This window comes from Lentisphaera profundi (genome assembly GCF_028728065.1).
GTDB lineage: Bacteria > Verrucomicrobiota > Lentisphaeria > Lentisphaerales > Lentisphaeraceae > Lentisphaera > Lentisphaera profundi.
This window is the reverse complement of the sequence record NZ_CP117811.1, coordinates 943,526-968,277: the sequence shown is the minus strand read 5'-3', so window position 1 is coordinate 968,277 and position 24,752 is coordinate 943,526. Positions and strand designations below refer to the sequence as shown.

Below are 24,752 nucleotides of genomic sequence, written 5' to 3'. Positions count from 1 at the left end.
ATTAAGCTTAGCGAAAAACTAAATTAGAAGATTTATCTTCAGCCATGATTTTTAAATCAATCGCAATATTGATCGCTTCTTTCAAATAGAGATCCATAAGAATTTCTTGACGACCATCTTGAGAGAAAGCACCTAAGCCTTCAATCTCATCTTCATCCTCTTCCGCTTTAGGCTCACGACCAGAGAGGCGACGGAGAACATCTTTGCGGTCTTTAGAACGCTTGTAGTGTTCTTTAAATTCTTCAATGCGTTGATTTTCATTGAGAGAGATTTCTTTATCTTCATAGCGCTCTCTATAATAATCTAATTCTTTTTGTAGCTCAGTAAAATCATCGCTTTTACCAACTCGAATATTAGATTTCTCTGTCAATGCTGGCAAGGCTGAACGAACGGAGACTTCTTTTTCTACTTTAGCTTTTGGGATAGTGTCGTATTTAAGCGAGTGACGAAGCGAAGCTTCACCACCGTTTTCTTTATCGTAAAAGTGTGGAAGAATCACATCTGGAATCACACCCATTTTTTGCGTTGAACCACCATTAATGCGATAAAACTTAGCGATTGTGAATTTGAGTTCACCTGGTTTGAAATTATTTTTAGCGAGCTCAGCCATTTGCTGAATTCTCTTTAAGTCATAAACTTGTTGAACCGTACCTTTACCATGAGTTCTATCCGCACTACCAATTACAACGCCACGTTCGTAATCTTGGATTGCCGCTGCAAAAATTTCGGAGGCTGATGCTGAGTGTTGATTCACTAAAACTGTGAGTGGTCCACCGTAGACAATATCATTTGAACGATCTTTTTGGACTTCAATTTCACCGCGATAATCTTTCACTTGAACCACAGGTCCATCTTTAATAAAAAAGCCAGTCATTTTAATAACTTCACTCAAGCTGCCCCCACCATTGTCACGTAGATCAAAAACCAGTGATTGCATGCCTTCTTTCTTTAACTTGAGAATTTCACTTTTAATATCATTTGCACAACTTCTACCATCATCTTTACCCTTAGTTCCAGGGTGATAATAAAAAGATGGTAAGTAGATGACTCCCACTTTCTCAGTTTTACCATCTCTCTCAAGTTCGAATAATTTGCTTCTTGCCGCTGAATCTGCAATTTCAATCTTATCGCGTTTAATGCTGATGAGGTGGCGTACACCATTGACACCACCACGTAAAATGTGCAGTGTAACGACTTTACCTTTCGGACCACGGATCATGCCAATCGTTTTCGAAAGAGGCATATCAATAACATTGACAGGTTCTTCACCAGCTTGCTCAACTTCAATTATACGATCACCTTTTTTGAGTTGCTTGCCTTTATCAGCTGGTCCGCCCGGCATCACTCTTACTACTTTAGTGTAACCATCACTATTGGTTAAAGTGGCACCAATACCTGTGAGCGAGAGCTTCATCATAATCTCGAACTCTTCCATACTCTTTGGTCCAAAATAAGTTGAATGAGGATCGAAACAGCCCGTCATCATAGAGATCGCCATTTCGAAGAATTTACCTCTTTCCATTTCTAATAAATTTGTTAAGCGAAAAATAATTCTGCGACGTACCTGCTCTTCCATTGAGCCATTATCTTCTTTAAGTGCAGCCTCTTCTTCTGCGGTTTTCTTTTCTTTATCATCCTTCTTTAACTGCTTAGCAATATTGCCAATATGCATATTGATGATTTCATTTTCGATATAACGATCCCATAAATCATCTAAATCTTCTGAACTCTCTTCCCATTCGGCATCTTTTCTATTTAAACTTAAAACTCCGCCATGCTTGAGTTCCATACCTTTCGCCAGACGTTTTTCAGCATAATCCAATCTTTCTTGAACTCGTTGCTTAAAACGTTTGAAAAATAACTCGGCAAAAGTCAAGTCGCCCTGAAGGTACATATCGTCCAAAAAAGGACGATACTTAGTGAACTGTTCATAGTCGGATTTAAGAAAAATTCTTTTGCTATAGTCGAGGCGTATAAAGAACTCTTCAAATACTGCTTTACTCATTTCGTCATCAAGAGGCTTTTTTTCATAATGAAGATGAGTCATCAGTTGAGCGACGACACGAGTGACTTGGCGCTCTTTTTCCGAGGCGACAAAATCTTCCTCCGCAGATAAAACAAAGGAGGTGAAAAATAATAAGGCACTTAATAATTTCGCAGGCATAGGATCAGTTCTCTCATAAAATTGGTTTTCTTTAATGTATCTAGTTTTCATATCGAATCAACGACACCGAGTAGATATGTAAAAAAAACATTTACTTAATCACCCCATTCTTACTTAAAACACTTGAGATCACTGACCCATCCCCTACTTAGATTAGAATAATCAGCTTTTTATCGAAATTACAAAAAAATAGCAAATGCGATTGACTAAAAAACAAAATAATCTATTATGACCACGTTCAAGAACAAAACATCGTTTTGAACGCCAGCAATCTCTTCGGAGATTGGTCTGTTAGGAAGCTCGAGTGGCGGAATTGGCAGACGCGCACGGTTGAGGGCCGTGTGGAGAAATCCGTGCGGGTTCGACTCCCGCTTCGAGTACTTTAAGAGGCTCAGATCATTATTGATCTGAGCCTTTTTTTCGATGAATCATATTCCCGAGATAAGGCCGCCGTTCAATAATCAGGGCTCCTCTTTACAAACCATTCTGATTTAACCTTAGCTTAACATAAGTTTAATTGCTCTTGAACCAACCGACTTTTGTTAAAGTTATTCCCGCTGATAGACTGTGGACATCTCAACAGTACGATACTAAGCAAATAAAAACTAAGGAACAAAAAAATGAACTTCCTCAAAAAAACATTGGCTTTCACAGTTACTTCTCTCACCCTTGCTACTTCAGTAAGTGCCGTAGATGCCGATTTAAAAGACTATCAATCAATACCATCACTATCAGGTAAAGTAAGCTCAGTGGGTTCTGATACGCTCAACAATCTGATGGCTCTCTGGAGCGAAAGTTTTCAACGTAAATATCCTAACGTGAAAATTGAAGTTGAAGGCAAAGGTTCTTCTACTGCTCCTCCTGCCTTAACTCAAGGGATTTCTCAGCTCGCTCCTATGAGTCGTCCAATGAAAAGTTCTGAAATGGATGCCTTTGAAAAAAAGTACGGTTACAAGCCAGTTGCTGTTGGCGTCTCTATTGATGCTCTAGCCGTTTTTATTCACAAAGACAATCCTATCCAAGGTCTTAATTTTCAAAAACTCGATAGTATTTTCTCCTCTACATATAAAAAAGGTGGCTCTGACATCACTTCATGGGGCCAACTCGGCCTGGACGGAAACTGGTCTAACACACCTATCTCTAGATATGGTCGTAATTCAGCTTCCGGAACTTATGCTTACTTCAAAAAACACGCACTTGGAAAAGGTGACTATAAAGCAACTGTGAAAGAAATGCCTGGTTCGAGCTCTGTTATTAGTTCCATCGCAAAAGAACTCTCTGGAATCGGTTACTCTGGTATCGGCTACAAAACTTCTGAAGTACGTGTTCTTCCTCTAGCAAAAGATGGTAAGTCTTTCTACGAACCTACACTCAATAATTGCCTCAAAGGAAAATACCCCCTTGCTCGTACACTTTACATTTACGTCAATAAAAAGCCCGGCAAAAAACTAGATGACTTAACTTACCAATTTTTAAGTTTCATCCTTTCGAAAGAAGGTCAGTTGATCGTGGAAAAAGATGGTTACTACCCCATCCCAGCAAAAGTTGCAGATCAATTCCTCAAAGCTATTAAATAAGTTATATCATTAAGAAAATTTAAATTAATCTCTGTGTGAGGTCCTTCCAAGAAGGATCTCATTCATTTGTTTAAAGGAAATTAAATGTCCGACCTGATGCGTACATCAAAAAAGACCCTCATTGTAGATAAGTTCATGACCGGAGCCATCAAGATCTGTGGTATTGGTATTATTGCTGCGGTAATGTGTCTCCTGCTCTACATTGTTTATGAGGTCTGCCCCTTAAGTAAAAAGGCCGAAGTAGAAAAAGTTAACTCGATCCAACTCGGCAGTAAAGACATGCTTGCTTTCGCACTTGATGAATGGTCGACTACTCCTACAACTATCGATTCTAAAGAAATACTTTTCCACGATCTAAATTCTGGTTCGATCATCAAGAGAATAGAACTGAAGACATTCTTAAATTTAAATCTTGATGAGGCGATCTCCGCTTCCACCTACAACCAAGCCAAGCAACAGTTTATTGCGGGAACTAATCAGGGTCGTTTTTTTATTATTGACCTCAATTATTCTCGAGAAGAAAAGGATAATCAATGGGTGACTATACAAGATCCATCCATTGCTGGCCCTTTTGAGTTTAGTAAAAAGGGTGAAATCTCACAAATTTCCTATGGTGCTCAAGACGAACAAAAGCTTTGCGCAGCAGTCATCAACGATGGGGAAAGCAACGAGATTCATATTGCCTACCTAAGTCAAAGTATGGATTTATTTGGTAATGCAGGTGACTTAGAAATCGAAGGTGATTTTCAACTTAAATATACTGGCACACTCAAAAACTTACTCGTTTCAAATCAAGCCGATCAAATCACGACTACCAATACCAATGGTGAGCTTACTATTTTTAAATGCACGGGAAGTGAACCCGAACTCTTGCAGAACAAGAGTCTAGGACAAATAGAAAATGCACTTATTGCGCCTATTCTCGGTGATCAATCGCTTGTCACTATAGATCAAAATGGAAAAATGATCGGTCTTTCTTATTATAAAGAAAATCCGAAAACTCCACTGCTGTTTCATGAAACTAAGCACGAATTTGAAGCTCTTCCTAGAGCTAGTGAATACAAGTATAGCGGAAGTGGGCGTAACAAAAGTTTCTTGGTCAGTTCTGATAAACTTATACGTATGTATAACTTTACCACTGAGCAAAAACGATGGGAATACACCGCGGACTCTGTCATTAAGGCTATTACTATTTCAGCGAAGTACGATAATATATTCCTGCTCGACGGCAATGCTCAACTCCATCAATTTAGTCTCAATGACCCACATCCAGAATCAAGCTGGAAAACTTTCTTTGGAAAAATTCACTATGAAGGTGCTCCAGAAGCTTCCTACAAATGGGAATCTACCGGAGGAACTGATGAAGCCGAAATGAAGCTCTCCATGCTACCGCTAATCTATGGCACACTGAAAGCTACTTTCTATGCCATGCTTTTTGCGATGCCTATTGCACTCTTGGCGGCTTTATACACTTCACAATTCTTACACCCTGATATTAAAAAAATAGTTAAACCACTAATGGAAATCATGGCTTCTCTACCCTCAGTCATTATTGGTTTTTTTGGTGCTATTTGGCTTGCTCCACGCCTAGAAAACACTTTCCCTTCTTTAATTATGGTTTTTGTGACTGTACCAGCAATCACCATTATATTTGCTTATATTCAATCAAAAATCAAAATTGGTTCTTTCAGTAAAAGTAAAGATGGTCATGAGTTCATTTGGCTTATCCCAGTACTCATTATCTCTGCGATTATCGGCTGGAAAATGGGACCTATTTTCGAAAACATTGTTTTTGGCGGAAGTTTTAAAGCATGGTGGAATAACGAAGCTCATCTGAACTATGAATCCAAAAACGCCGTCGTTGTTGGTTTTTCAATGGGTTTTGCCGTTATCCCCATTATTTTCACTATTGCCGAGGACGCGCTTTCCAATGTCCCGAAAAACTTAACTTCTGCTTCTCTCGCCCTTGGTGCAAGCCGTTGGCAAACAGCGATTAAAGTTGTTCTACCCACCGCCTCTGCTGGTATCTTCTCTGCTTGTATGATTGGTTTAGGTCGTGCTGTTGGCGAAACCATGATTGTGCTTTTCTGTTGTGGTGGCACCCCTATTATGGAGAGCAACCCCTTTTCAGGCATGCGTACTCTCGCAGTAAATCTTGCCACTGAATTACCTGAAGCCCCAAAAGATGGCACACTCTTTCGGACACTCTTTTTGGGTGCTCTACTTCTTTTCCTTATGACGTTTGTCATTAACACAATTGCGGAAATCATGCGTCAGCATCTCCGTAACAAGTATAAGGTTTAATCAACATGGAAAAACAAAAAACAATCGGCGAAGCTAAAGTCTGGCTTGCAGGCTTAGGGCTCACATTTGGTCTTGCTATGACCGTATCAATCCTCGCCTTGATTATTTACTATGGACTTGGTGTTTTCTGGCCCAAGGATGTCATTACGGCTAATGTTCCAGTAAGTTTAGCTATAGAAGATAAACAGGGAATCAAAAGTCAAAAATTCCTTGGTATTGAAGTGAAGCGTGTCGAACAACAACTTCCAGGCAAACAAACTGGCCCTGCCCCCGTCTCTGTTCAATTTTACACTGCTAACCGTGATGCATATGGTAGCACTTTTGTTTTTATTCCTGAGAAAGACCTCACAATTGAAACTGAGCGCAATCCTAAAGTAATGCTCATTGAACGTGAAACTGATAGTCGTGCCATGGTGATTCCACTTGAGCTCACCGCCGATGGTAAAGTCTTTGATATTGATGACGCTAATTTCCAAACACAGTTTGATGCCGCCTTGGAAACTGCGGATAAAAAACGTAAACAAGCAGAGCATATAATCCATGGTGATCTTCGCCAGCTTTCACATACTCTCAAAAAACTTAAAGTGGAGGTTTACGTCAATGAACGAGATGGCGTAGACACGACTGAACTACTCACTGAAATTGAAACACTTAAAAAACTTGCTGATCAGAAATCTACCGAAGTCAATTTGATACTCAAAGAACAAAATAAAGATAATCTTAAAGTTCAAGTTAGCGGTGGGATGACTTACGACCTCAGTATCGGCAATATCATCCGTTACAATTTCCCCAATCAACTCACCACTATGGGCAAGCTTGCCTTATTCTTTGATAATATTTACGAATATGTCACTGCCTCACCTCGGGAAGCTAATACTGAAGGAGGTATATTCCCGGCAATTGTAGGGACACTCGTGATGACCATTATCATGTGTATTCCTGTGACATTTTTTGGGGTTATTACCGCTATATACCTTCATGAATATGCCAAAGAATCACTCTTAACTCGCTCTATTCGAATTGCTATCAATAACCTTGCAGGAGTTCCCTCAATCGTTTTTGGAGCATTTGGTCTTGGCTTCTTGATCTATGTCGTTGGTGTACGAGTTGATGAACTCTTTTTCTCCGACTGGAAAGCGGCTACAGGCGAACCTGTATTTGGTGGTGGTGGCCTCCTATGGGCCTCTCTCACTTTGGCTTTAATGACCTTGCCCGTGGTCATTGTTTCCACTGAAGAAGCTTTAGCTTCGGTTCCTAGTGGACTCCGTGAAGGTGCCATGGGCTGTGGCGCAACCAAGTGGCAATCTATCTGGACTATCATTCTACCATCAGCGACACCCGGAATTATCACAGGTATGATTTTGGCGATGGCACGAGGCGCAGGAGAAGTCGCGCCTCTCATGCTTGTCGGTGTTATTAAAGTGGTACATGCACTTCCCGTTGATTTCACGGCTCCTTTTGTACACTTAGATCAAAAATTCATGCATTTAGGTTTTCATATCTATGACTTGGGTTTTCAATCGCCAGATTCCGAAGCCGCTAAACCGATGGTTTATGCGACAACTCTATTTCTCATTTTAACCGTAACTGTTTTGAATCTTACTGGCATTATTATTCGTCAACGACTCAAGAAAAGATACGCAAGTACTGCGTTTTAATCTTTTTAATAAAATTATTTTAAAGTATAGGTAAATTATGAATCAAGTTAACAAAAAACTTATTGAGATTAAAAATTTCGATTTTCTTTATGGCACGAACCAAGTTTTGTTCGACGTCAATATGGATATTCCCGAAAAAGAAGTGGTCGCTTATATCGGCCCCTCTGGTTGCGGTAAGTCGACTCTACTCCGCAATATGAATCGCATGAACGATCTCGTTGAAGGCATTTCACATCGCGGCGATATCACAATCAATAATAATAGTATTTATAGTAAGGACACCGATGTCATTGCATTGCGTCGTCGTGTTGGCATGGTTTTTCAGCACTCAAATCCTTTCCCTAAATCTATTTATGAAAACGTTGTTTATGGCTTGCGTATTGCGGGTCGTAACAATAAAGCTGAACTCGATGAAGTCGTAGAAAAAAGTTTAAAAGCTGCGGCTCTTTGGGATGAAGTCAAAGATCGTCTAGATAAAAATGCCCTAGGACTCTCCGGAGGGCAAAAACAGCGCCTCTGTATAGCACGCACCATTGCCTGTCAACCAGAAATCATCTTAATGGATGAACCTTGCTCTGCATTAGACCCACTCGCAACGACTAAAATTGAAGAGCTCATTCATGAACTCAAAAAAGATTTTACTATTGTCATCGTTACTCATAATATGCATCAAGCCGCTCGTGTCTCAGATAAAACCGCTTTCTTTTATATGGGAAAACTCATCGAATTTGATCAAACCGAGAATATATTCTCTAACCCCAGCAATAAACAAACCGAGGACTACATCAGTGGTCGCTTTGGATAATCAGGAGATATAATTATGAAAACTCATATGGATCGTGAACTCACTATTCTTAAAAACCGCCTGCTTGAACTTGCTGGAGACGTCAACTCAAGTCTAAATATGAGCTACAAGGCTCTTATCGATGTAGACAAAGAACTTGCTAATCAAGTTATCAAACACGATGAAGCGATTGATGAAGAAGAAATCAATATAGAAGAAGATTCACTTAAAATTTTAGCACTTTATCAACCCGTGGCTTCCGACCTTCGCGAAGTTATCAGTATCTTGAAAATAAATAATGATTTAGAACGCATTGGCGACCTTTCTGTTAACATTTGCCGCTATCTCAAAAAAATCATTAAAGCTGGTCCTGTAGAAGTTCCCGAACTCTTTCACGAGATGTTCCCCAAAGTGCTGCACATGATGAACCTCACAATTGATTGTTGTTACAACGATAAGCTTGCAACTGTTATCGAAGTGTGTAATCTTGATTTAGAAGTTGATAAACTCAACAAGGAACTCATCATGCATATCACCGATCGCATCAGTAAAAATGATGGTAATTTGACTCAACTCATGTTCTTTTTCTCAATGACACGTACACTTGAACGTACCGCAGATTATTTCACCAATATCTGTGAGGATATCTACTATAAAGTTTCTGGTTCTATAGTCCGTCACCATGCGGAACTTATGACTGCTGAAGAAGAGGAGGACGATTAATCTAATGGCTAGCAAACGCATTCTTGTCGTCGATGATGAAATCGACATTCGTGAACTTCTTAATTTCACTCTAAGTAAAGAAGGTTACGACGTCCTGAGTACAGGCAAAGGGACTGAGGCTATATCTATGGTTGAGACCCACGCGCCATCTTTAGTTATTCTCGATGGCATGCTTCCGGGCATGGATGGCAACGACATCTGCTATAAGCTAAAAAATAATAAGGCGACTAGTCATATCCCAGTCATTATGCTTTCAGCAAGAACTGATGAGACAGATCAAATCATCGGCTTACGCTTGGGTGCAGATGATTATATTCCTAAGCCCTTTAGTCCTAAAATTCTGATTGCAAAAATTGATGCAATTTTACGCCGCACAGAGTTCACCAGAAATGAAGATAACGAGGAAGAGATCATTCGTCATGAAGGTCTAGTCCTCAATAAAGGTGATTTTTCCGCTACCCTGAACGAAAAAACTCTACAGTTAACTGCAGTGGAATATAAGTTATTGTATTTTCTTTGCAAAAAACCAGGGCGTGTTTATACACGTGAACGCATACTTGAAGAAATTCGTGGTGACGATGTGATTATTACAGGTCGCACGGTGGATGTACATATTCTTTCTCTAAGGCGTAAACTAGGCGATTTTGCCGATCTAATAGAAACCGTTCGCGGTGTAGGTTATAAAATAGTATCCTAATGGCATTTAATGACACCGTATTAGCTTGGAGTACTAAGCGACTCTTTGCTTTTTGCTTTTGTCTTGCATTTGTTTATTTTTTCTATACTCAAAGTTCAAAAAATAAACAAGTACCTGATTATAATGAACTCATTATGTCAGATGCGTCATCATTGATTTTCGAAAATCAAATAATCTTAAAGCCCCTAGCGAGTGATGAACTGATTAAAGAACTCGCTACAAAGCACGATGCCTTTGTCTACATAGTTAATATCCACGGGCTCATGCTCTATGCCAGCACACCCTCTTCACATCAGTTTAACGATCTCGAAATTCTTGATAAGCTCGTCTTTAAACCTGAACTCACTATTTATCAGAATGTTGATTATAATAGTGGCAAAAATTTCCTGCGTTTTTACCTCCCCTACGCGACTCCTGAATTGCCGACGGAAACAACCTTCCTCATTATCGACAAAACTTTTTACACCACGAACCCCTACATCTCTGCCCTTAAACCCGCGCTATTTTATGCACTTTTAGCGAGTTCCCTACTCAGCTTGATTTTCAGTCTCTTCATCGCTCGCCCCATTGGTCAACAAATCAATTCTATCAAGCTCGCTTTTGGGCAACAAAATGATGAACACCGCCCCAATTATAAGGGTATCCCCGAATTGATGAAAATACGTCAAACCCAAGATTCTCTACACAGAAAAAACACCCAGCGTCAACTTAAACAAAGTACAGAGATCCAATATTGGGAAAGTTTTTTTAATGCGATACCAACCGGACTTATTATTGTCAATCAAGACAATAGTATCATCAATGCTAATCAAGAGAGTTTTAATTTATTCAAGACTCCTAGTATTGCGCAGCCAAAAGGTACTTTTATTATGGCGGCTTATAAGAATTCGGATTTAAGTCGATTATCTAATGATTTTATTGCTTCAGGCCAAGAATTCAATGAAACGGAAATACAAGTTTTTCGTCAAGGAGATGAACGTAAGCTCAATATGAAGTTGGTTCGTATTCCATTGCGCAATGGTAAAGGACATGGCCTTATTATCGTCATCAATGATATTACACGTATTCGTCAATTAGAAAATACTCGTAAAGAATTCGTCTCTAATGTTTCACACGAACTTAAAACTCCCATCACTGTAACACTAGGATTTCTCGAAACACTTGAAGATTGCCTAGATGACCCCGAACAAGCACAGTACTTCCTCAAAATCATTAAACGTAATACACATCGCTTAGATAACATCATTCAAGACTTACTCACCTTATCTCGTTTGGAAACACAGGAGAAAGAGCAAGTGATTGGCTATGAGAAAAAAGATATTTTAAAGAGCTTAAATAGTACAATTGACTTAGTTTCAGAAGAGCTGAAAAGTAATCATGTGAAACTTGAATGCCAGATATATAGTCATGATTTAAAACTAAACCATGGTCTAATTGAACTCGCAGTTCGCAATTTACTTGAGAATGCGATTCGTTACTCAGACCCAGACAATGCGGTGATCAAATTAAATATGAGTCACACTGATCAGAATTTGACTATTAAAATATCTGATAACGGCCCTGGCATTCCCAGCCAATTTCACGAACGTATCTTTCAACGCTTCTTTCGTGTCGATGAATCCCGTGACCGCAACACAGGGGGCTCAGGGCTCGGCTTATCCATAGTGAAGCACATTATCCAACTACATAATGGATCCATTAATATCGATTCTAACGTAGGGCAAGGAAGTTGCTTCATTTTAGTCATCCCAAAGTAGCGATGTTTATTAGTTTTATTCTAGAAAAAATTCCTATCTCATTACTATTCATTAAGCTTAATTCCTGTGAAAAACGCTCCTATACTTTCATTAATTTGTACAGGAATTATTTGAGCAGAAAAATTATTTAAAAAAAATAGAAAAAAGCCGAGAGTACCGATTGATTTAAACTTAAAAGAATCTATTATGTCGCCGTTCTCAACAAGGAAAGATCGTTTTGAACGCCAGCAATCTCTTCGGAGATTGGTCTGTTAGGAAGCTCGAGTGGCGGAATTGGCAGACGCGCACGGTTGAGGGCCGTGTGGAGAAATCCGTGCGGGTTCGACTCCCGCTTCGAGTACTTAAAAGGCTCAGATCATCACTGATCTGAGCCTTTTTTTTTTGTTCTGAAAGTTATTATTCCCTTAATGGCTTTTACTTGCGATAAGTCTTCATGTAATCAGGAGCAAGTAGTTCCTTTTTTAAACTTGCTGCAAGCTCAGGGTGCTTGATGATGATATTATGGTTTTCGCCAATATCATTGACGACATTATAAAGCTCTGTGTGCTTATCTTCATACCAATAGATGAGTTTATAGTCTCCCTGGCGGATCGCTGCCGACTTACGGTGTCCAGAGCTATGGTTTGATGCAAAAGCCCAACGCCAAGTACGATCAAAAGAAATCGTTTTACCTCTTTGTAGTGCAGGCCAAATATTAACACCATCAAGTGATTGCTCTTCTTGCTGAGGTATATTAAGCATATCAAGAATTGTCGGATAAAGATCCATACTGATCGTCGGGGTCTTATTGATTGTACCTGCTTTGATCTTTGTTGGCCATTTCATAATGAGAGGAACTCGCAGGCCACCTTCAAAGTGCCAACCTTTACCTAGTCGATAAGGTGCTTGAGTCGATATAGCCCTCTTATTGGAGCACAGACTCCCTTGATCTGAAGTAAAAATAACAATTGTATTCTCTTCCAAATTTAAATCTTTAAGTTTCTTGAAAAGTCTACCTAAATTATCATCTACCACTTTGATTTGAGCTGCAAAACCTGCATTACTTTGCGTAAGTGCTTCTATTGCTTTTGATTTCCCATGATGAAGCTCGCGAGTCTTATTTCTTGGAATACTGAGATTATTCGCAAGCTTTCTTTCAAAGTATTCAGTATCTTCAAGCTTGCCTTGTGATATCCTTTCTTTACCATCCACGTCCTTTTTATCATAAGATTTATGTGTTTGGTAAAAAGAAAAATAAACCAGGAAGGGATTTTTGTGATTCTCATCAATGAAATCTAAAACTTTATCCGTAATTTTATCTGTTAGGAAATCGCCCTCTTTGCCATCTTCCATTCCTTGGACATCTTGACCATAGGGCTTGTCATCAAATCTTTTGTAGGGGTAATAATAATCAGAAACTTGCCCCACATTGCAACCCGAAATATTCACATCAAATCCCGCAGGTAAAACGCTGTCGTCTCCTCCCATGTGCCACTTCCCCGCAAAGCAATTTTTATAGCCTTTGTTTTGCAAAACTTTTGGCCACGGCAAATCGACCTTTTGAATATTTCCGCCGATGCCTGCAAGCCCTAATCTTGGTGCTGATCGTCCTGAAATGATGGCTGTACGCGAAGGGCCACAAACCGAGTGTGCAGCATAGGAATTCGTGAATCTTACACCTTCTTTTGCTAGTTGATCAATATGCGGACTTTCATGAAAAGCACTGCCATAACAGCCTAAGTCTTTAACTCCAAAATCATCCAAGAGTATGAAGACAATATTAGGCTGAACTTGGTCTTTTGACTGGAGTGTGACCATGCCAATTAAATGAATCATCATTATTAAATATTTCATATTATTTTATCTCTGTAAGTTTATAACTAAAAATAGTTTATCGGCAATGACTATTATATAGCTCGACCCTGATTCTGGCAACTCTGTTTTCCAGAGCCTCTTTTTATTTAAGACTGTACTAAAGTAAGTGGTTTGGGGCTAATGGCAGGGAACTTAAGCACATGCCGAAGGTATGTAGTATGGTATCCACCGGATTTATCCGGTGGATTTATCCGGTGGATATTGTTTAAAAAAAAATATTAATGCCGAAGGTATGACGCTAAAGCTCTGCAGCGTAGCTTCGGCACGCACTATGCTGTTATTCAAACACCACGGACTTACGTCCATGGCTACATCCCTAAGCTCTTCGAGCTCACACATCCGTCAATATTTCTTAAGCGCCCTACCATTGGGGGTACTGGTGACTCGGACTCTTGTATAAAGATTTGCTGTACCATCGAATAAATGAATCAACTTAATCATCATCCAGGTGTGCCTCCTGCTTGTTTTCCGAAGAGTGATTTAATGGATTGAACTTTCTTTATGAGAACTTGTTGATCCTGCATCGTTCCTTTACCCGAAAGCACGACTGCCGTACCCATATGGTAAGCTAAATTTAAATCGTGGAATTCCTTGAAGGTCGTTTCGATTTTTACACTACGTCCATCTGTAAGATCAATATAGAAGGTACGTGTTTCATTGATATCATCTGAGAAACGCAATCGTCCTTGTACCGTTACGACTCCTCTATTTTCTTTCACCCAACGTTCAAATTCACGCTCGACATAAGCATCAAAATTTTCTCCACTTAAACCTTGTAAAGACGTATTGCTTCGACCGTAGGAATCTACATTAATACCAAATTTTTCTAGTAGTGTTAAATGTAAATTCGACATGGATTGGTTATCCGCATAACGTAAATAACGACCCGTTTTCAATAGTCCTCCACCCTTCCCTGCTAAGATAGTGGGAATACGCTTTGAGGTATGATTATCACTATGAGCCATCCCAGTGCCAAAGTGCACAATACTATGATCTAACAAGCTCCCATTATGGTCACGATAAGACTTCATTTTAGTAAGTAAGTAGTTAAACTTCTCCATATGCCAATAATTTATTTTCATCAGATTTGAGATGTTTTCAGAGCTGAAATTTCTATAAAAATGTGATAGGTAATGATGCTGTTCATTAATCCCTAGAAAATCAAAAATCATACGACTATTATCATTCCCAAGCATAAAGCTAGAAACTCGTGTGCTATCTGTCCATAAAGCTAAGGCTTGGAGATCCAACATCGTATTCACGAGTTCATCTACATTCACCGCACTCTTAGGTCGCTGAAAGGAATTGAAGTCATATTTATTCGATTGTTTTTTACTGAGACTTTGCATACGAATTTCAGTTTCACGTACTGCCGTTAAGTATTCATCTAAAATCTGTTTATCTTCTTTTCCTGCACGGCGCAACAGAGATTTTGCATCATCATTAACTCGGTCTAAGAGACTTGTCATTTCACGTCGCTTACGAGGATTACTCGCAGGACTACGAAAGAGTTGATCAAAAACTATTTGAGGATCACTTTGACGAGGAATCGCTTTACCATTTTTGTCGTAAGAAATATAACTACACTCAGGTTTATTGGTGAAAAGCCCCTCGGTTGTCAACTCGAGTGATTTCACGGCTGTGCCTTGTCCTATTTTTTCCGCAATCAACTGATCGATTGAAGCCGAACGATTACGGTGGTCACCACATAAGAAACGACGTGAAGAATCATGGTGCCCAGAAAAGCCCCAGTCGCCCATATTATCTAGTATAATCAAATCTTTCTTATGTTTAGCAAAAGGTTTCATTAAAGGTGACAACTGAAAGTCATGCTCTTTACCATCATTAATATTCCAAGACGGTGGATGAATACCATTTGGTTTAAATAATGAAACAAAACGAACAGGTAGTTGATCATTGGCACTGCCTTGAGCTTTAGCTTCCATGATATTCAAAAAAGGCAAAGGCATCAGTGCTCCTGCACCTCTGAGAAAGCTCCTTCTATTAAGTCGTGTATTCATTAAATTTCCTCTGCAATAACTGTTTTTGTGAAAGGTAAACTGGTGGTAACTAATTTTATGAGTTCTAAATACGTACCTTGGTTCTCGTTGAGTTGTTTCGTGATACGCTCAACTTCTGGCTGATCATATAATTCTAATTTTCGACAAAGTGCATAGGACATAAATCGTTTCACAATATTACGGGTGATTGTTTCACTATGATTATTAACTAAGGTACTTTTTAGTTCTAAAAAAGACTTAAACTTTTCACCACTAGGCATTTGACCCGAAGCATCAATAGCAGCTCCTTTTTTTGCATTTTTCTTTTTTCCTATCATTTCATGTGTACGAAAACCTCCGGAATCATCATACGATTCCAAAGCAAAACCAAGAGGGTCAATACGATCGTGACATACGGCACAAGTTTTATTACTGCGATGAGCTTCAAAACGTTGACGAAATGTAAGGATCTCTCCTTTTTTATTATTAGGCACTGCTCCCACATCCATAGGAGGCTCAGGTAGATGATCTCCGAGGATTCGTTCTAATACCCACGTACCACGTAAAACCGGGCTCGTACGTCCTTTCACTCCATTCATGGCAAGTATCCCCGGCATCGTCAAGATTCCTCCTCGATTCTCGGTATTCTTAAGCTCAATTTTTTGTAAGGGCTGAATGACCATCTCAATACCTTTCTCTTTTCCGACACGAGTGATTTGCTTTGAATCTTTTTTATAAAATTTTTCAATCAGGCCATTTGCGTAAGTCACTTTTGAATCAATTAATTCAATTAAAGGACGGTCTTCTTTGATAAGATATTCAAAAAACTTAATCGGTTGATTTTTTAAGGCATCATCATAGGGCAAGCGTCCCCCCAAGTGATCCATTTCATTGAGTGCAAACCACTGAACGGCTATATCTTCAATAAAACGCTGACTACGTTGGTCTTCAACCATGCGTTTTATTTGCATCTCCCAAACCTCCTCATCTTTTAAGCTCTTATTTTTAGCGAGTTTTAATAACTTTTCATCGGGTACCGAACCCCAAAGAAAATAAGAAAGTCGCTGAGCTAATTCATCGTTACTTACAGAAAAAACTTCTCCCGCCGTACCTTTTATATCCAAACCTCTATAAAGGAATTTTGGAGAAATCAGGGCTGCTTTTAACTCCATCCTAAGCATCGACCAAAGATCCGTATTTTTTCCTATCAAAACTTTTAATGAAGCAATTTCTTCCTTATTAAGTGAACGTCGATATATTTTAGAGAGATAATAAGATAGAATTTGAGCCGTTTGCTTCTTGGTTATTTTATTTGGCGGTTTTACTGCCGATAATTTCTCTGATTCATTAAAAAGTTTTTCAATGGTTTTATCTGCTATAAATGCGTAACGACTCAGATCACTCGATGCAAACTGGCTTCCATAGGTATCATTTTGAAAACCGCTTCGGCCGGGAGGATCAACAGGAAATAGTTTTTTAACAAGCGACTTTTCTATTTTAGATTCATGAGCTTCCTGTACCTGAACTTCTAGATTAAAACCAAATATATCCTCCAAAGAATTCTTATATTCCATTGTCGATAAGCGTCGTGGTTGAGAGAATCCCGGATGAGCCTCTACTTCTTCGAAATTGTGTTTGTACCATTGAGTAAAGATTTTTTTTTCTTCTAACTCAGGTTGATCACGCTCTTCTGGAGGCATCTCTCCTTCATGAATGAGTTCTAGTGCTTCTTCCCACATTTCAAAATGTAATTTTATGTCTTTTGGACTATTGATCTTCGTGAAATCCAATTTTGCCTTTATTTTTTCACCACCGTGACATTCAATACAATGTTTCTCGAGAAATGGTTTAATCTGATTATTGTAATCAATTTTCTCATTAGACATCAGATTCATCCCCGTAATAAATAGTAGTGAAGTCATTAATAGTTTCATTAGCATCTCATTTTTTTATTGCTAAACGGACGACTTTTAGCAATCTTACAAAAACGATGAAATATTTTATTATTTTTTCTTTACTTGATTTAATCTAGCGAGGATTTATTTAGTAAATATGAATTACGAATCTACACGAGTCACCCTAATCCAACGGATAAAAAACCGTTTAGATGAAAATTCCTGGGAGGAATTCACTCGTTGGTATTCACCGTATATCATGGCAATATTAAATCGCTCAGGTGTTCCCCTGCATCAAGTAGAGGATCTCAATCAAGACATACTTTTGAGTATTTGGAAAAGTATTGAAAATTTTGAGTACAAGCCTTCTGAATGTACTTTTCGCACTTGGTTATCGACCATAAGTCGTAATAAAATTTACGATTTTTTTGCACGACAAAAAACAAAAAGTAATTATGAATCTAGTACAGTTATCCCCACTACTTTAGAGAAATCTGAAATTGATATTATTATTGAACGAGAATGGCGCTTATATATTGCGGGGAAAGCTTTTGAAAAAGTTTCTCAACAATTTAATGAAAAAGCAATCCAAGCCTATCGTGAATTTCAAAGTGGTAAAGATGTACCTGACATATCTCAAAAATTAGAGATATCAGAGAGCAGTGTTTACGTGTATAATAAAAGAGTTAAAGATGCTATGAGTCGTGAAATCATCCTACTCTCTCGTGATCTAGAGTAAGTCGACTCATCACTCAGGCTTAACAAGTAATTTCACTTCGGGCTTCAGTAATTGACGAAGCTCCGTTTCCTGTGATTTTGAGCAGATCACCTCTTCTAAATTTTTACAATTTTTCAAAGCTGTGAGCTTTGCGGGTATGCCATATACATTTATTTTACTAAGCTTGGGCATCTCCTGTACTTTATTTAAGTTTTTCATCGGGGTACCTTCCAAATTCAATTCCTCAATCTCAACATTTAAGAGTCTATCCAAATAAGCAACTTCTGAATACGATAAATCTAAAAACCTCAGCGGTATATTTCGCAAATTATAGAGCTCATATCCTTTTCCTAAATGCCCTTTCAAATTAAGTCCTTCAATTCGCAGAGTTTTTAATGGATATACCGTTCTTAGGTTATTTTTACTAAGGTCAAGGGTTTTTGTGTGCTCATCATATTCATAGATGATTTCATCCAAATTATTTACAATTGCTAAAGCACCAAGGCTAAACTGAAATAATTCTGCTCTATTTGTCCTGCCGTGGATACCTTTGAAAATAAGATGATTCCTAAAACGCTTATCGTTCAAGGGGTCAATTTGTCGAATGAGCTCCAATTCATTTTCTATTTTGTCATCTGATTTATCGGCCTGTATATACGCGCTCAAAATATTATAATAAGAGTCATAATCTTGGCCAGACTTTTTATAGCATCCCAAGGCCTCTGAGTATTGCTTACGTAATACACGTAAATTACCTAAAACCCCCCACGACGCCAAATGATTTGGATTAAGTTCTACTGAATGAGTCAGCATATTAATTGCTAATGAAATATCATCTTCATCGTAATCAAATTGACTCACAGAATTCGCATAGGCATTAAAGCCCTGCTTGTAGAAACGATCCGCTTGATCAAGCCTTGTTTTGTCTTTGATTTGACGTTCTTGCTCTAATTCATCAAGTGTGAGTTCAAGCTGAACATTACTCTGCTTGATATTATGAATATAAAGTGACATCAAGGATAGTATCAGTACTAAATTAATCACCACAATACTCACTGTATTACGATGACGTATCAACCACTTACCTAAGACTTGCCAAGAACCCGCATTCTCAGCTTGAGTGACCAAGCCGTTATTGTAGTTCTGTAAATCTTCCAATAGATGAGCCACGGAGGTATACCTCAACTCGGGCTTTGCACTAATTGCTTTTAAGCAAATGGCCTGGATTTCCTTTGAAATTTTCTCATCATCAAATGATGTATTCTCAATCGGAGGTCGGCCCATTAACATATCAAATAAAAGGGCTCCCAAACCATAAATATCCGTTCGTTCATCACAAATCTGCTTATTATTCATTTGCTCTGGAGCCATAAAACCAGGTGTCCCACGAACTTCTCCCAGCAAGGTTGCACGTGATACAATGGGAACGATATGTGCTAAGGGTGATTCATGCTCATTTTTTGAACCTATCATACGGGATATCCCCCAATCACATAACAAAACTTCCCCAAAATCATCGATCCGTATATTCGATGGCTTTATATCGAGGTGTAAAACTCCTTTACCATGGGCAAAAGCAAGTGCTTCACAGACTTTGGAAAATACATTAAGTATCCAGCTCAATTCTACAGTCTTATTTTCTCGGCGTAATTTCAAGTCTTCATAAAGGTCCCTGCCTTCATTCAACTTCATTACAAAAAAAGCTTCACCTTCTTCGTCATAGCCCATATCGTGAACAGCAGAAATATAGGGATGCTCCAAACGGGAGGATAAACGTGCTTCATTGAAGAAGTCGTCAATATGCCCCTCTGCTTTCATCCTCGCTAGTGCTACCTCACGATCTAATAACTCGTCATAGGCCAAGTAAACTTTTTTGAGAGCCCCCTCGCCTAATAAAGATTTTATCTGATAGCGTTTTTTTACATCGCGTACTTTCTCTGCTAGAGGAAGATCTATAAGTGATTCATTAATACATTTAGCCTCATCAAAGGCTTGTAATAAAAAATCATCTTCAGGAAGTTCTGTTTGAGGAGCTAAATTTGTCATGACTTACAATGCCGTATAAATAAAAAATTTCGATCGCTATGAAAAGAGCCATGAATTAGCTTGAGATCTTTGATACCCTGGAAACGATTAGCAGCTACTCAGCCTTGGCTTAAAAAACTTTAATAAAATTTATAAATGCCAGTCAAGTCCCGCTCTCGCTCGGTAAGTATTGATCAAGATCAATGCTCACTTTACTTTAAATCTTCAACTATTAAAAATCAGAGAAATACTCAGTTAATACATATTCTAACTGTAGTATTTATGGAGTCAGACCATGTATAAGAGAAAAAAAAATCTAAAAGGCTTTACACTCATTGAGTTATTAGTCGTCATCTCAATAATCGGTATTTTAGCATCATTAATCCTACCTGCTTTGGGTAAAGGACGGGACAAGGCGCGTAAAGCCGTTTGCAAAAGTCAAATCCGTCAGATTTACTTACAGTTTGAAATGTATACTGCGGACAATAATGATTATTACGTCTTTAGTGCATCAGGAAATAAGACTTGGGATGACATGCTTAGTGACTACCTCTCTGATGAGGATCGTGATGAAGTGGTTTTAACTGAGGCTGATCTACGAGCAGCTGGAGATACACGATGGGTTTGTCCTGCGGATGACATAGTACGTGGCAATGGAACTGACCTCACACGTTCTTACTCAATCAATGGTTGGTTAAATAATAATCGAGGCGGTATTGCTAAAAATAATGGAACTTCTGTTAGTCTAAATGCAGTCAATGAGCCCAGTAAGAAAATAGCTTTGGGTGAAAGGATAAAAGAAGCTAATCGTCGTGGTAAAGACAGCTCTGCCGCATTGGGTTATAGTGAGCAGCATTTAGGAACTGCGGTTCATGGTGATGATGTAAACTTTCTCTTTTCATTTTTAGATGGTCATGTCAATCAATTAAACCGTTACGTCTTCATGAATTCTTTAGATGCAGTAGAAGATTGGTAGATTACTGCCCTCATAGAGTCGCAAACAGAGCCTCTTTAATCCCCTAGTTTCTACAGGGCTTACGGTCATTTAAAGCTGCTAATCTTTACAAGAAAAATGAATTAAAAATCCAAAAGCTAACTAGTCAAACTTCTAGGTGTAGTCATCATAATCACAAGTGTAAGATATGTAGTTAGTTGCTATCATAATGAAGCCTCAGAAATCACTGTGTAATTTAAAAAAGAGAGCATTCAGCTATTGCCTGCCTTGTCTCTAAACGATTCGAGTATCTGTAACAATATCCGGTCCGTTTTTTATACTGAATATCATAGATTAATCTTTTTCTAATAATGGATTAAGTTTATCTTTTTGTCCTTGAGCATTTGGATGTTCACTGACTCGATTGATGAGTTCTTCACTAAGTTTTTCATGATCCTCCTCACTGTAAATTATGTAAGGTTTAATGAGAAGAAGAATCTCTTCTCTTTGCTTGACGATTTTTTTATCTTCAAAGAAATAATCAAGTAAAGGAATATCTCTTAAAATAGGAACACCGGATTCGATTTCAATTTCTGTTTCTTTGATGATTCCACCTACAGCAATCATTTTACCGTCATAAGCTAAGACCGTACCGGTAAATGAGCGCCTTTTTTCAGTATCAACTGCTTGAGTAATATATGTATCACCACTTGCTATAAGGACAGTGGCACTATTCGTATCAACTTCAGATTCAATGGACGAAATCTGAAGTTGAACAGTTCTGTCAGCATTAATGGTGGGAGATACTTTTAAAGTAGATCCTATGTCACGGTTATCGTATTGAGGACTTGGAACATTTGAAACAACAGTACCATCCCCAGTTACGGTGGTCCCAGCTTCTCCTTGAAAATTAGTTAATATTGGGACAGCAGCATTGCCGTTAAAGAATTTGCTGACTTCTCTATTGAGAGTAAGAATAACTGGAGTAGCTAGGGTTCTAACTTTGGAGTCCTCCTCCAATAATGTAAGAGCGGCAGCAAATTTGTCATTAATATATGAGTAATTAAATGCCCCAGCTTGCTGAATGAGTCCAGAGCCTAATGTGATTCCTGTTGTACCGTCATTATAGGCAAGGTCAAAAGCTGATTCAAAGTTATCATCCAGCCTTACAGCAAGAATTTTCATTTCCAGAAGCACCATCGGACTTGGGGTGTCAAGTTTTTTGATAAGTTGATCAATCTTTTCCATCGCTTCTCTATCGCCTGTTCGTAGGATCATTTGGTTTTTAGTTTCAATGGACGATAAATAAATACGTGAATTGATAAAAACACCTTGATTGCTGATGATATCACGAATTTCTTCAATACTGTCAGCCGTATTAATTTGATGGATGATTTCTGAAGTTAAGTCAAAGGTTTCATGCCCTTCTTTTTCAGGGAGAGTAACTTTTACCGGACCGCCATTTGATGAATTTTCATTATCATCATTATTATTATTATCATTATTATTTCGGGAATTACTTATGGCTCCTGCTAAGTTATTGGTCTCTGAGGTATTCTGACGTTCTTCAAAAATCATCATTTTTTTAAGCCTCGTTTCAATTTCATCAATTTCGTCATCTAGTTCATCGGTATCGGAGTCATAGTAGAGGACTCGAGCAGGAAAAAGTTCAAATATTGATTTAGAAATGGTTTTACTGTTGGGGTATTTCAGGTCGTAAACCTTAATCTCTTCGGAAAATTTAAGCACGCTCTTTTTGTACTCGTCAAGCGAGTAAATTCGGTAAATGTTTTTTATTGGATCTTTTTGTAACCACAAATTGTGTGAGCTGCAAATTTCCTCAAGAGCCACGATCGGATGAATGTTTTTTAAGTAAGTGCTGATTTTAGTATTTCTAGCTTTAATGGAAGTTACGATATTGATGTCATTGTTTTCGGAGATCAGCCTAATTAAGGAAGGTAATGTACTGTCTTGAATATCTATGACTTCAATGTTGTCCATATTTTTTGCATTAAGAAAACTAAGTAAGAAAAAGATTAAGGTAAATTGTTTTTTCATGTTATGGACGATAGTTAAAGGTTATTTTTTTTTGAGAGCTCAAATGAGTGAATTGTGCCTGGCAGTTATCGCAACAGTCGAGAATATAAGTTTCTCCATTCAAAACAATTTTTCCTTGCGCTTCGAGAAAGATGATTTTCTGTTCAAATTCCACCATGAGCCGATTGACTGAGTTTTTTGAATAGAAAGCTTTGAAGTTTAATAACTTGAGATTTTCCTGTAGCTCCTTAGATGGTTTTTCGATTTTGAGTACTTTTTCTAAAGGTTTTTTTTCGGGTTTAAAGTTTTTGGTAATTTGTTTGTGAGAATTAAAAAGAACCTCTTTTAATTTGCCCTTCACCATGGTGGGATCATTAGCAAACACTGATGGAGTAAGAAGTAGGTAAAAGTATAAATTTTTCATAATATCAAGAGAAATAGGTTAGTAATATTGCGGCAAAAACAAAGGCTATGGTCCCAGCTACCAGTAGGATCATTACAAAGCTAATTAATGCACTGAATTGATTGATGTACTTGTCTAAAATTTCGTAATGGTATTTGGCCTGGTCTTCCAAAAGATTATCAATAGATCCTGTTTTTTCCCCCACGCTCACCATACTGATAAGTAAGGGGCTAAAGGCATATCGGCAGGAAAGCGTCTCTGTTAAAGGCGCGCCATTTATAATATTGTTCCTCGCCCGTTTTAGCACATTCTTAAGGTATGTATTCCAAATAGTTGCGGTACAATGCTGAAGTGATTCTGTGAGTTTAACCCCACTCCCAATAAGCAGCGCAAAATTCCGGGCAAATTCAGCAGAAAAGTAAACGCGGAACATGTTGCCAATGACTGGGACTCTTAAGGTCATACGATCAAGAAAGACTCTGCCATTTTTATTGAGATAAGTGCTAATAAGGGTGATAGCTAAAATTAAAATCAACAATAAAAAATGTATTGAATATCTTTGTAAAAAATCGGCAAAGTCAATCAGAGCCTGAGTAGCGGGATGCAAATCTCGACCCATGGCTGCAATCATAACTTTTAATTTGGGGATCAGGTAAAAGACAGCCACTCCGGCTGCAATTAAAGCAATGATGAAAACAAACATAGGATATAAGAGAGCGGTAAGAATTTTACTCTTAATAATTCGATTTCTCTCCATGCCTACAGCAATAGTCATTAATAAGTGGTCAAGTTCACCCGTTTCTTCACCAATTTTTATTAGATTTGCGAAAAGAGATTTTTTAATTTGAGGATGACTCTTCAAAGATTCTGATAAGCTCTTGCCTGTTTGAACTTGTGAATAAACCTCTTTCCACAAAGTTCTTCCTGCCTGTTTTAAAGAGATTGCGGACATCGTTTTTAAGGCAGAGGATAAATTCACTCCTGAACTCATCAACGTGGAGAGTTGGGCAAAGGCGACCTCGAAGTCACGACTGCGTAAAAAGTAAGTCATGGGGTTCAAGTAAGTGAAGATTGAGACTTCGTATTGGGCTTCGTCTAATGATCTTATAATCCACTTACGTGCTTTTAAAATTTTTGAGGCTTCCAAAAAATTCTCAGCTTCCAACCTACCTTCCTGATTTTCACCAAAAGAATCTAAAGCAATATAATCAAATTCAATCAT

The 24,752-nt window shown here is 38.4% G+C and carries 17 protein-coding genes and 2 tRNA genes; 11 read left to right on the top strand and 8 right to left on the bottom strand.

Annotated features, from left to right (window positions below; translation table 11 throughout):
- Positions 1 to 7: 7 nt before the first annotated feature.
- Positions 8 to 2,215, bottom strand: a complete 2,208-nt coding sequence (locus tag PQO03_RS04045) for a carboxy terminal-processing peptidase (RefSeq protein WP_274151324.1) — start codon at positions 2,213 to 2,215, stop codon at positions 8 to 10.
- Between the two features lie 247 nt (positions 2,216 to 2,462).
- Between PQO03_RS04045 and PQO03_RS04040 the strand changes: the two genes are divergently transcribed.
- The 9 genes from PQO03_RS04040 (at position 2,463) to PQO03_RS04000 (ending at position 12,004) form a co-directional block, all read left to right on the top strand.
- Positions 2,463 to 2,544 (top strand) — tRNA-Leu (locus PQO03_RS04040).
- 240 nt (positions 2,545 to 2,784) lie between these two features.
- Positions 2,785 to 3,741: a PstS family phosphate ABC transporter substrate-binding protein gene (locus PQO03_RS04035; RefSeq protein ID WP_274151322.1), complete on the top strand. Its 957-nt coding sequence runs from the start codon at positions 2,785 to 2,787 to the stop codon at positions 3,739 to 3,741.
- An 84-nt stretch (positions 3,742 to 3,825) separates the two neighbouring features.
- Positions 3,826 to 6,045: an ABC transporter permease subunit gene (locus PQO03_RS04030; protein ID WP_274151321.1), complete on the top strand. Its 2,220-nt coding sequence runs from the start codon at positions 3,826 to 3,828 to the stop codon at positions 6,043 to 6,045.
- A gap of 5 nt (positions 6,046 to 6,050) precedes the next feature.
- Positions 6,051 to 7,703, top strand: coding sequence for a phosphate ABC transporter permease PstA (gene pstA, locus PQO03_RS04025; protein ID WP_274151319.1), 1,653 nt, complete (start codon positions 6,051 to 6,053; stop codon positions 7,701 to 7,703).
- Between the two features lie 37 nt (positions 7,704 to 7,740).
- A complete protein-coding gene (gene pstB, locus PQO03_RS04020; protein ID WP_274151317.1) occupies positions 7,741 to 8,508 on the top strand; it encodes a phosphate ABC transporter ATP-binding protein PstB in 768 nt (255 codons plus the stop codon).
- 15 nt (positions 8,509 to 8,523) lie between these two features.
- On the top strand, positions 8,524 to 9,210 hold the full coding sequence (phoU, locus tag PQO03_RS04015) for a phosphate signaling complex protein PhoU (protein WP_274151315.1): 687 nt from the start codon (positions 8,524 to 8,526) through the stop codon (positions 9,208 to 9,210).
- A 4-nt stretch (positions 9,211 to 9,214) separates the two neighbouring features.
- On the top strand, positions 9,215 to 9,907 hold the full coding sequence (locus tag PQO03_RS04010) for a response regulator (protein WP_274151313.1): 693 nt from the start codon (positions 9,215 to 9,217) through the stop codon (positions 9,905 to 9,907).
- Positions 9,907 to 11,664 carry a sensor histidine kinase gene (locus PQO03_RS04005; RefSeq protein ID WP_274151312.1) on the top strand — a complete coding sequence of 586 codons (1,758 nt, stop codon included), beginning with the start codon at positions 9,907 to 9,909 and terminating at the stop codon, positions 11,662 to 11,664. Before PQO03_RS04010 ends, PQO03_RS04005 begins: the two co-directional genes overlap by 1 nt.
- 258 nt (positions 11,665 to 11,922) lie before the next feature.
- A tRNA-Leu gene (locus tag PQO03_RS04000) sits at positions 11,923 to 12,004 on the top strand.
- Between the two features lie 74 nt (positions 12,005 to 12,078).
- Here PQO03_RS04000 and PQO03_RS03995 read toward each other — a convergent pair.
- The 3 genes from PQO03_RS03995 to PQO03_RS03985 form a co-directional block, all read right to left on the bottom strand.
- Positions 12,079 to 13,497: a sulfatase gene (locus PQO03_RS03995; protein WP_274151310.1), complete on the bottom strand. Its 1,419-nt coding sequence runs from the start codon at positions 13,495 to 13,497 to the stop codon at positions 12,079 to 12,081.
- A 461-nt stretch (positions 13,498 to 13,958) separates the two neighbouring features.
- Complete coding sequence (locus tag PQO03_RS03990; RefSeq protein ID WP_274151308.1) at positions 13,959 to 15,539, bottom strand: DUF1552 domain-containing protein; 1,581 nt, start codon at positions 15,537 to 15,539, stop codon at positions 13,959 to 13,961.
- Positions 15,539 to 17,452 carry a DUF1588 domain-containing protein gene (locus PQO03_RS03985; RefSeq protein WP_274151307.1) on the bottom strand — a complete coding sequence of 638 codons (1,914 nt, stop codon included), beginning with the start codon at positions 17,450 to 17,452 and terminating at the stop codon, positions 15,539 to 15,541. The genes PQO03_RS03990 and PQO03_RS03985 overlap by 1 nt, the downstream gene beginning before the upstream one ends.
- A gap of 118 nt (positions 17,453 to 17,570) precedes the next feature.
- Between PQO03_RS03985 and PQO03_RS03980 the strand changes: the two genes are divergently transcribed.
- The gene (locus PQO03_RS03980; RefSeq protein ID WP_274151305.1) at positions 17,571 to 18,152 is read left to right on the top strand and encodes an RNA polymerase sigma factor; all 582 of its coding nucleotides are present in this window, start codon (positions 17,571 to 17,573) and stop codon (positions 18,150 to 18,152) included.
- 9 nt (positions 18,153 to 18,161) lie between these two features.
- Here the strand turns inward: PQO03_RS03980 and PQO03_RS03975 are convergent, their stop codons facing one another.
- On the bottom strand, positions 18,162 to 20,177 hold the full coding sequence (locus tag PQO03_RS03975; protein WP_274151303.1) for a serine/threonine-protein kinase: 2,016 nt from the start codon (positions 20,175 to 20,177) through the stop codon (positions 18,162 to 18,164).
- Between the two features lie 274 nt (positions 20,178 to 20,451).
- On the opposite strand from PQO03_RS03975, the gene PQO03_RS03970 reads away from it, so the two are divergent.
- The gene (locus PQO03_RS03970; protein ID WP_274151301.1) at positions 20,452 to 21,132 is read left to right on the top strand and encodes a type II secretion system protein; all 681 of its coding nucleotides are present in this window, start codon (positions 20,452 to 20,454) and stop codon (positions 21,130 to 21,132) included.
- Positions 21,133 to 21,444: 312 nt separating this feature from the next.
- Here the strand turns inward: PQO03_RS03970 and PQO03_RS03965 are convergent, their stop codons facing one another.
- From PQO03_RS03965 to PQO03_RS03955, 3 genes are read right to left on the bottom strand one after another with little or no spacing between them, the layout of a single operon-like run.
- Complete coding sequence (locus PQO03_RS03965) at positions 21,445 to 23,148, bottom strand: type II secretion system protein GspD (protein ID WP_274151300.1); 1,704 nt, start codon at positions 23,146 to 23,148, stop codon at positions 21,445 to 21,447.
- Between the two features lies 1 nt (position 23,149).
- A complete protein-coding gene (locus PQO03_RS03960) occupies positions 23,150 to 23,551 on the bottom strand; it encodes a hypothetical protein (RefSeq protein ID WP_274151298.1) in 402 nt (133 codons plus the stop codon).
- Between the two features lie 4 nt (positions 23,552 to 23,555).
- Positions 23,556 to 24,752 (bottom strand): type II secretion system F family protein, encoded by a 1,197-nt coding sequence (locus PQO03_RS03955; protein ID WP_274151297.1) that lies wholly within the window; start codon positions 24,750 to 24,752, stop codon positions 23,556 to 23,558.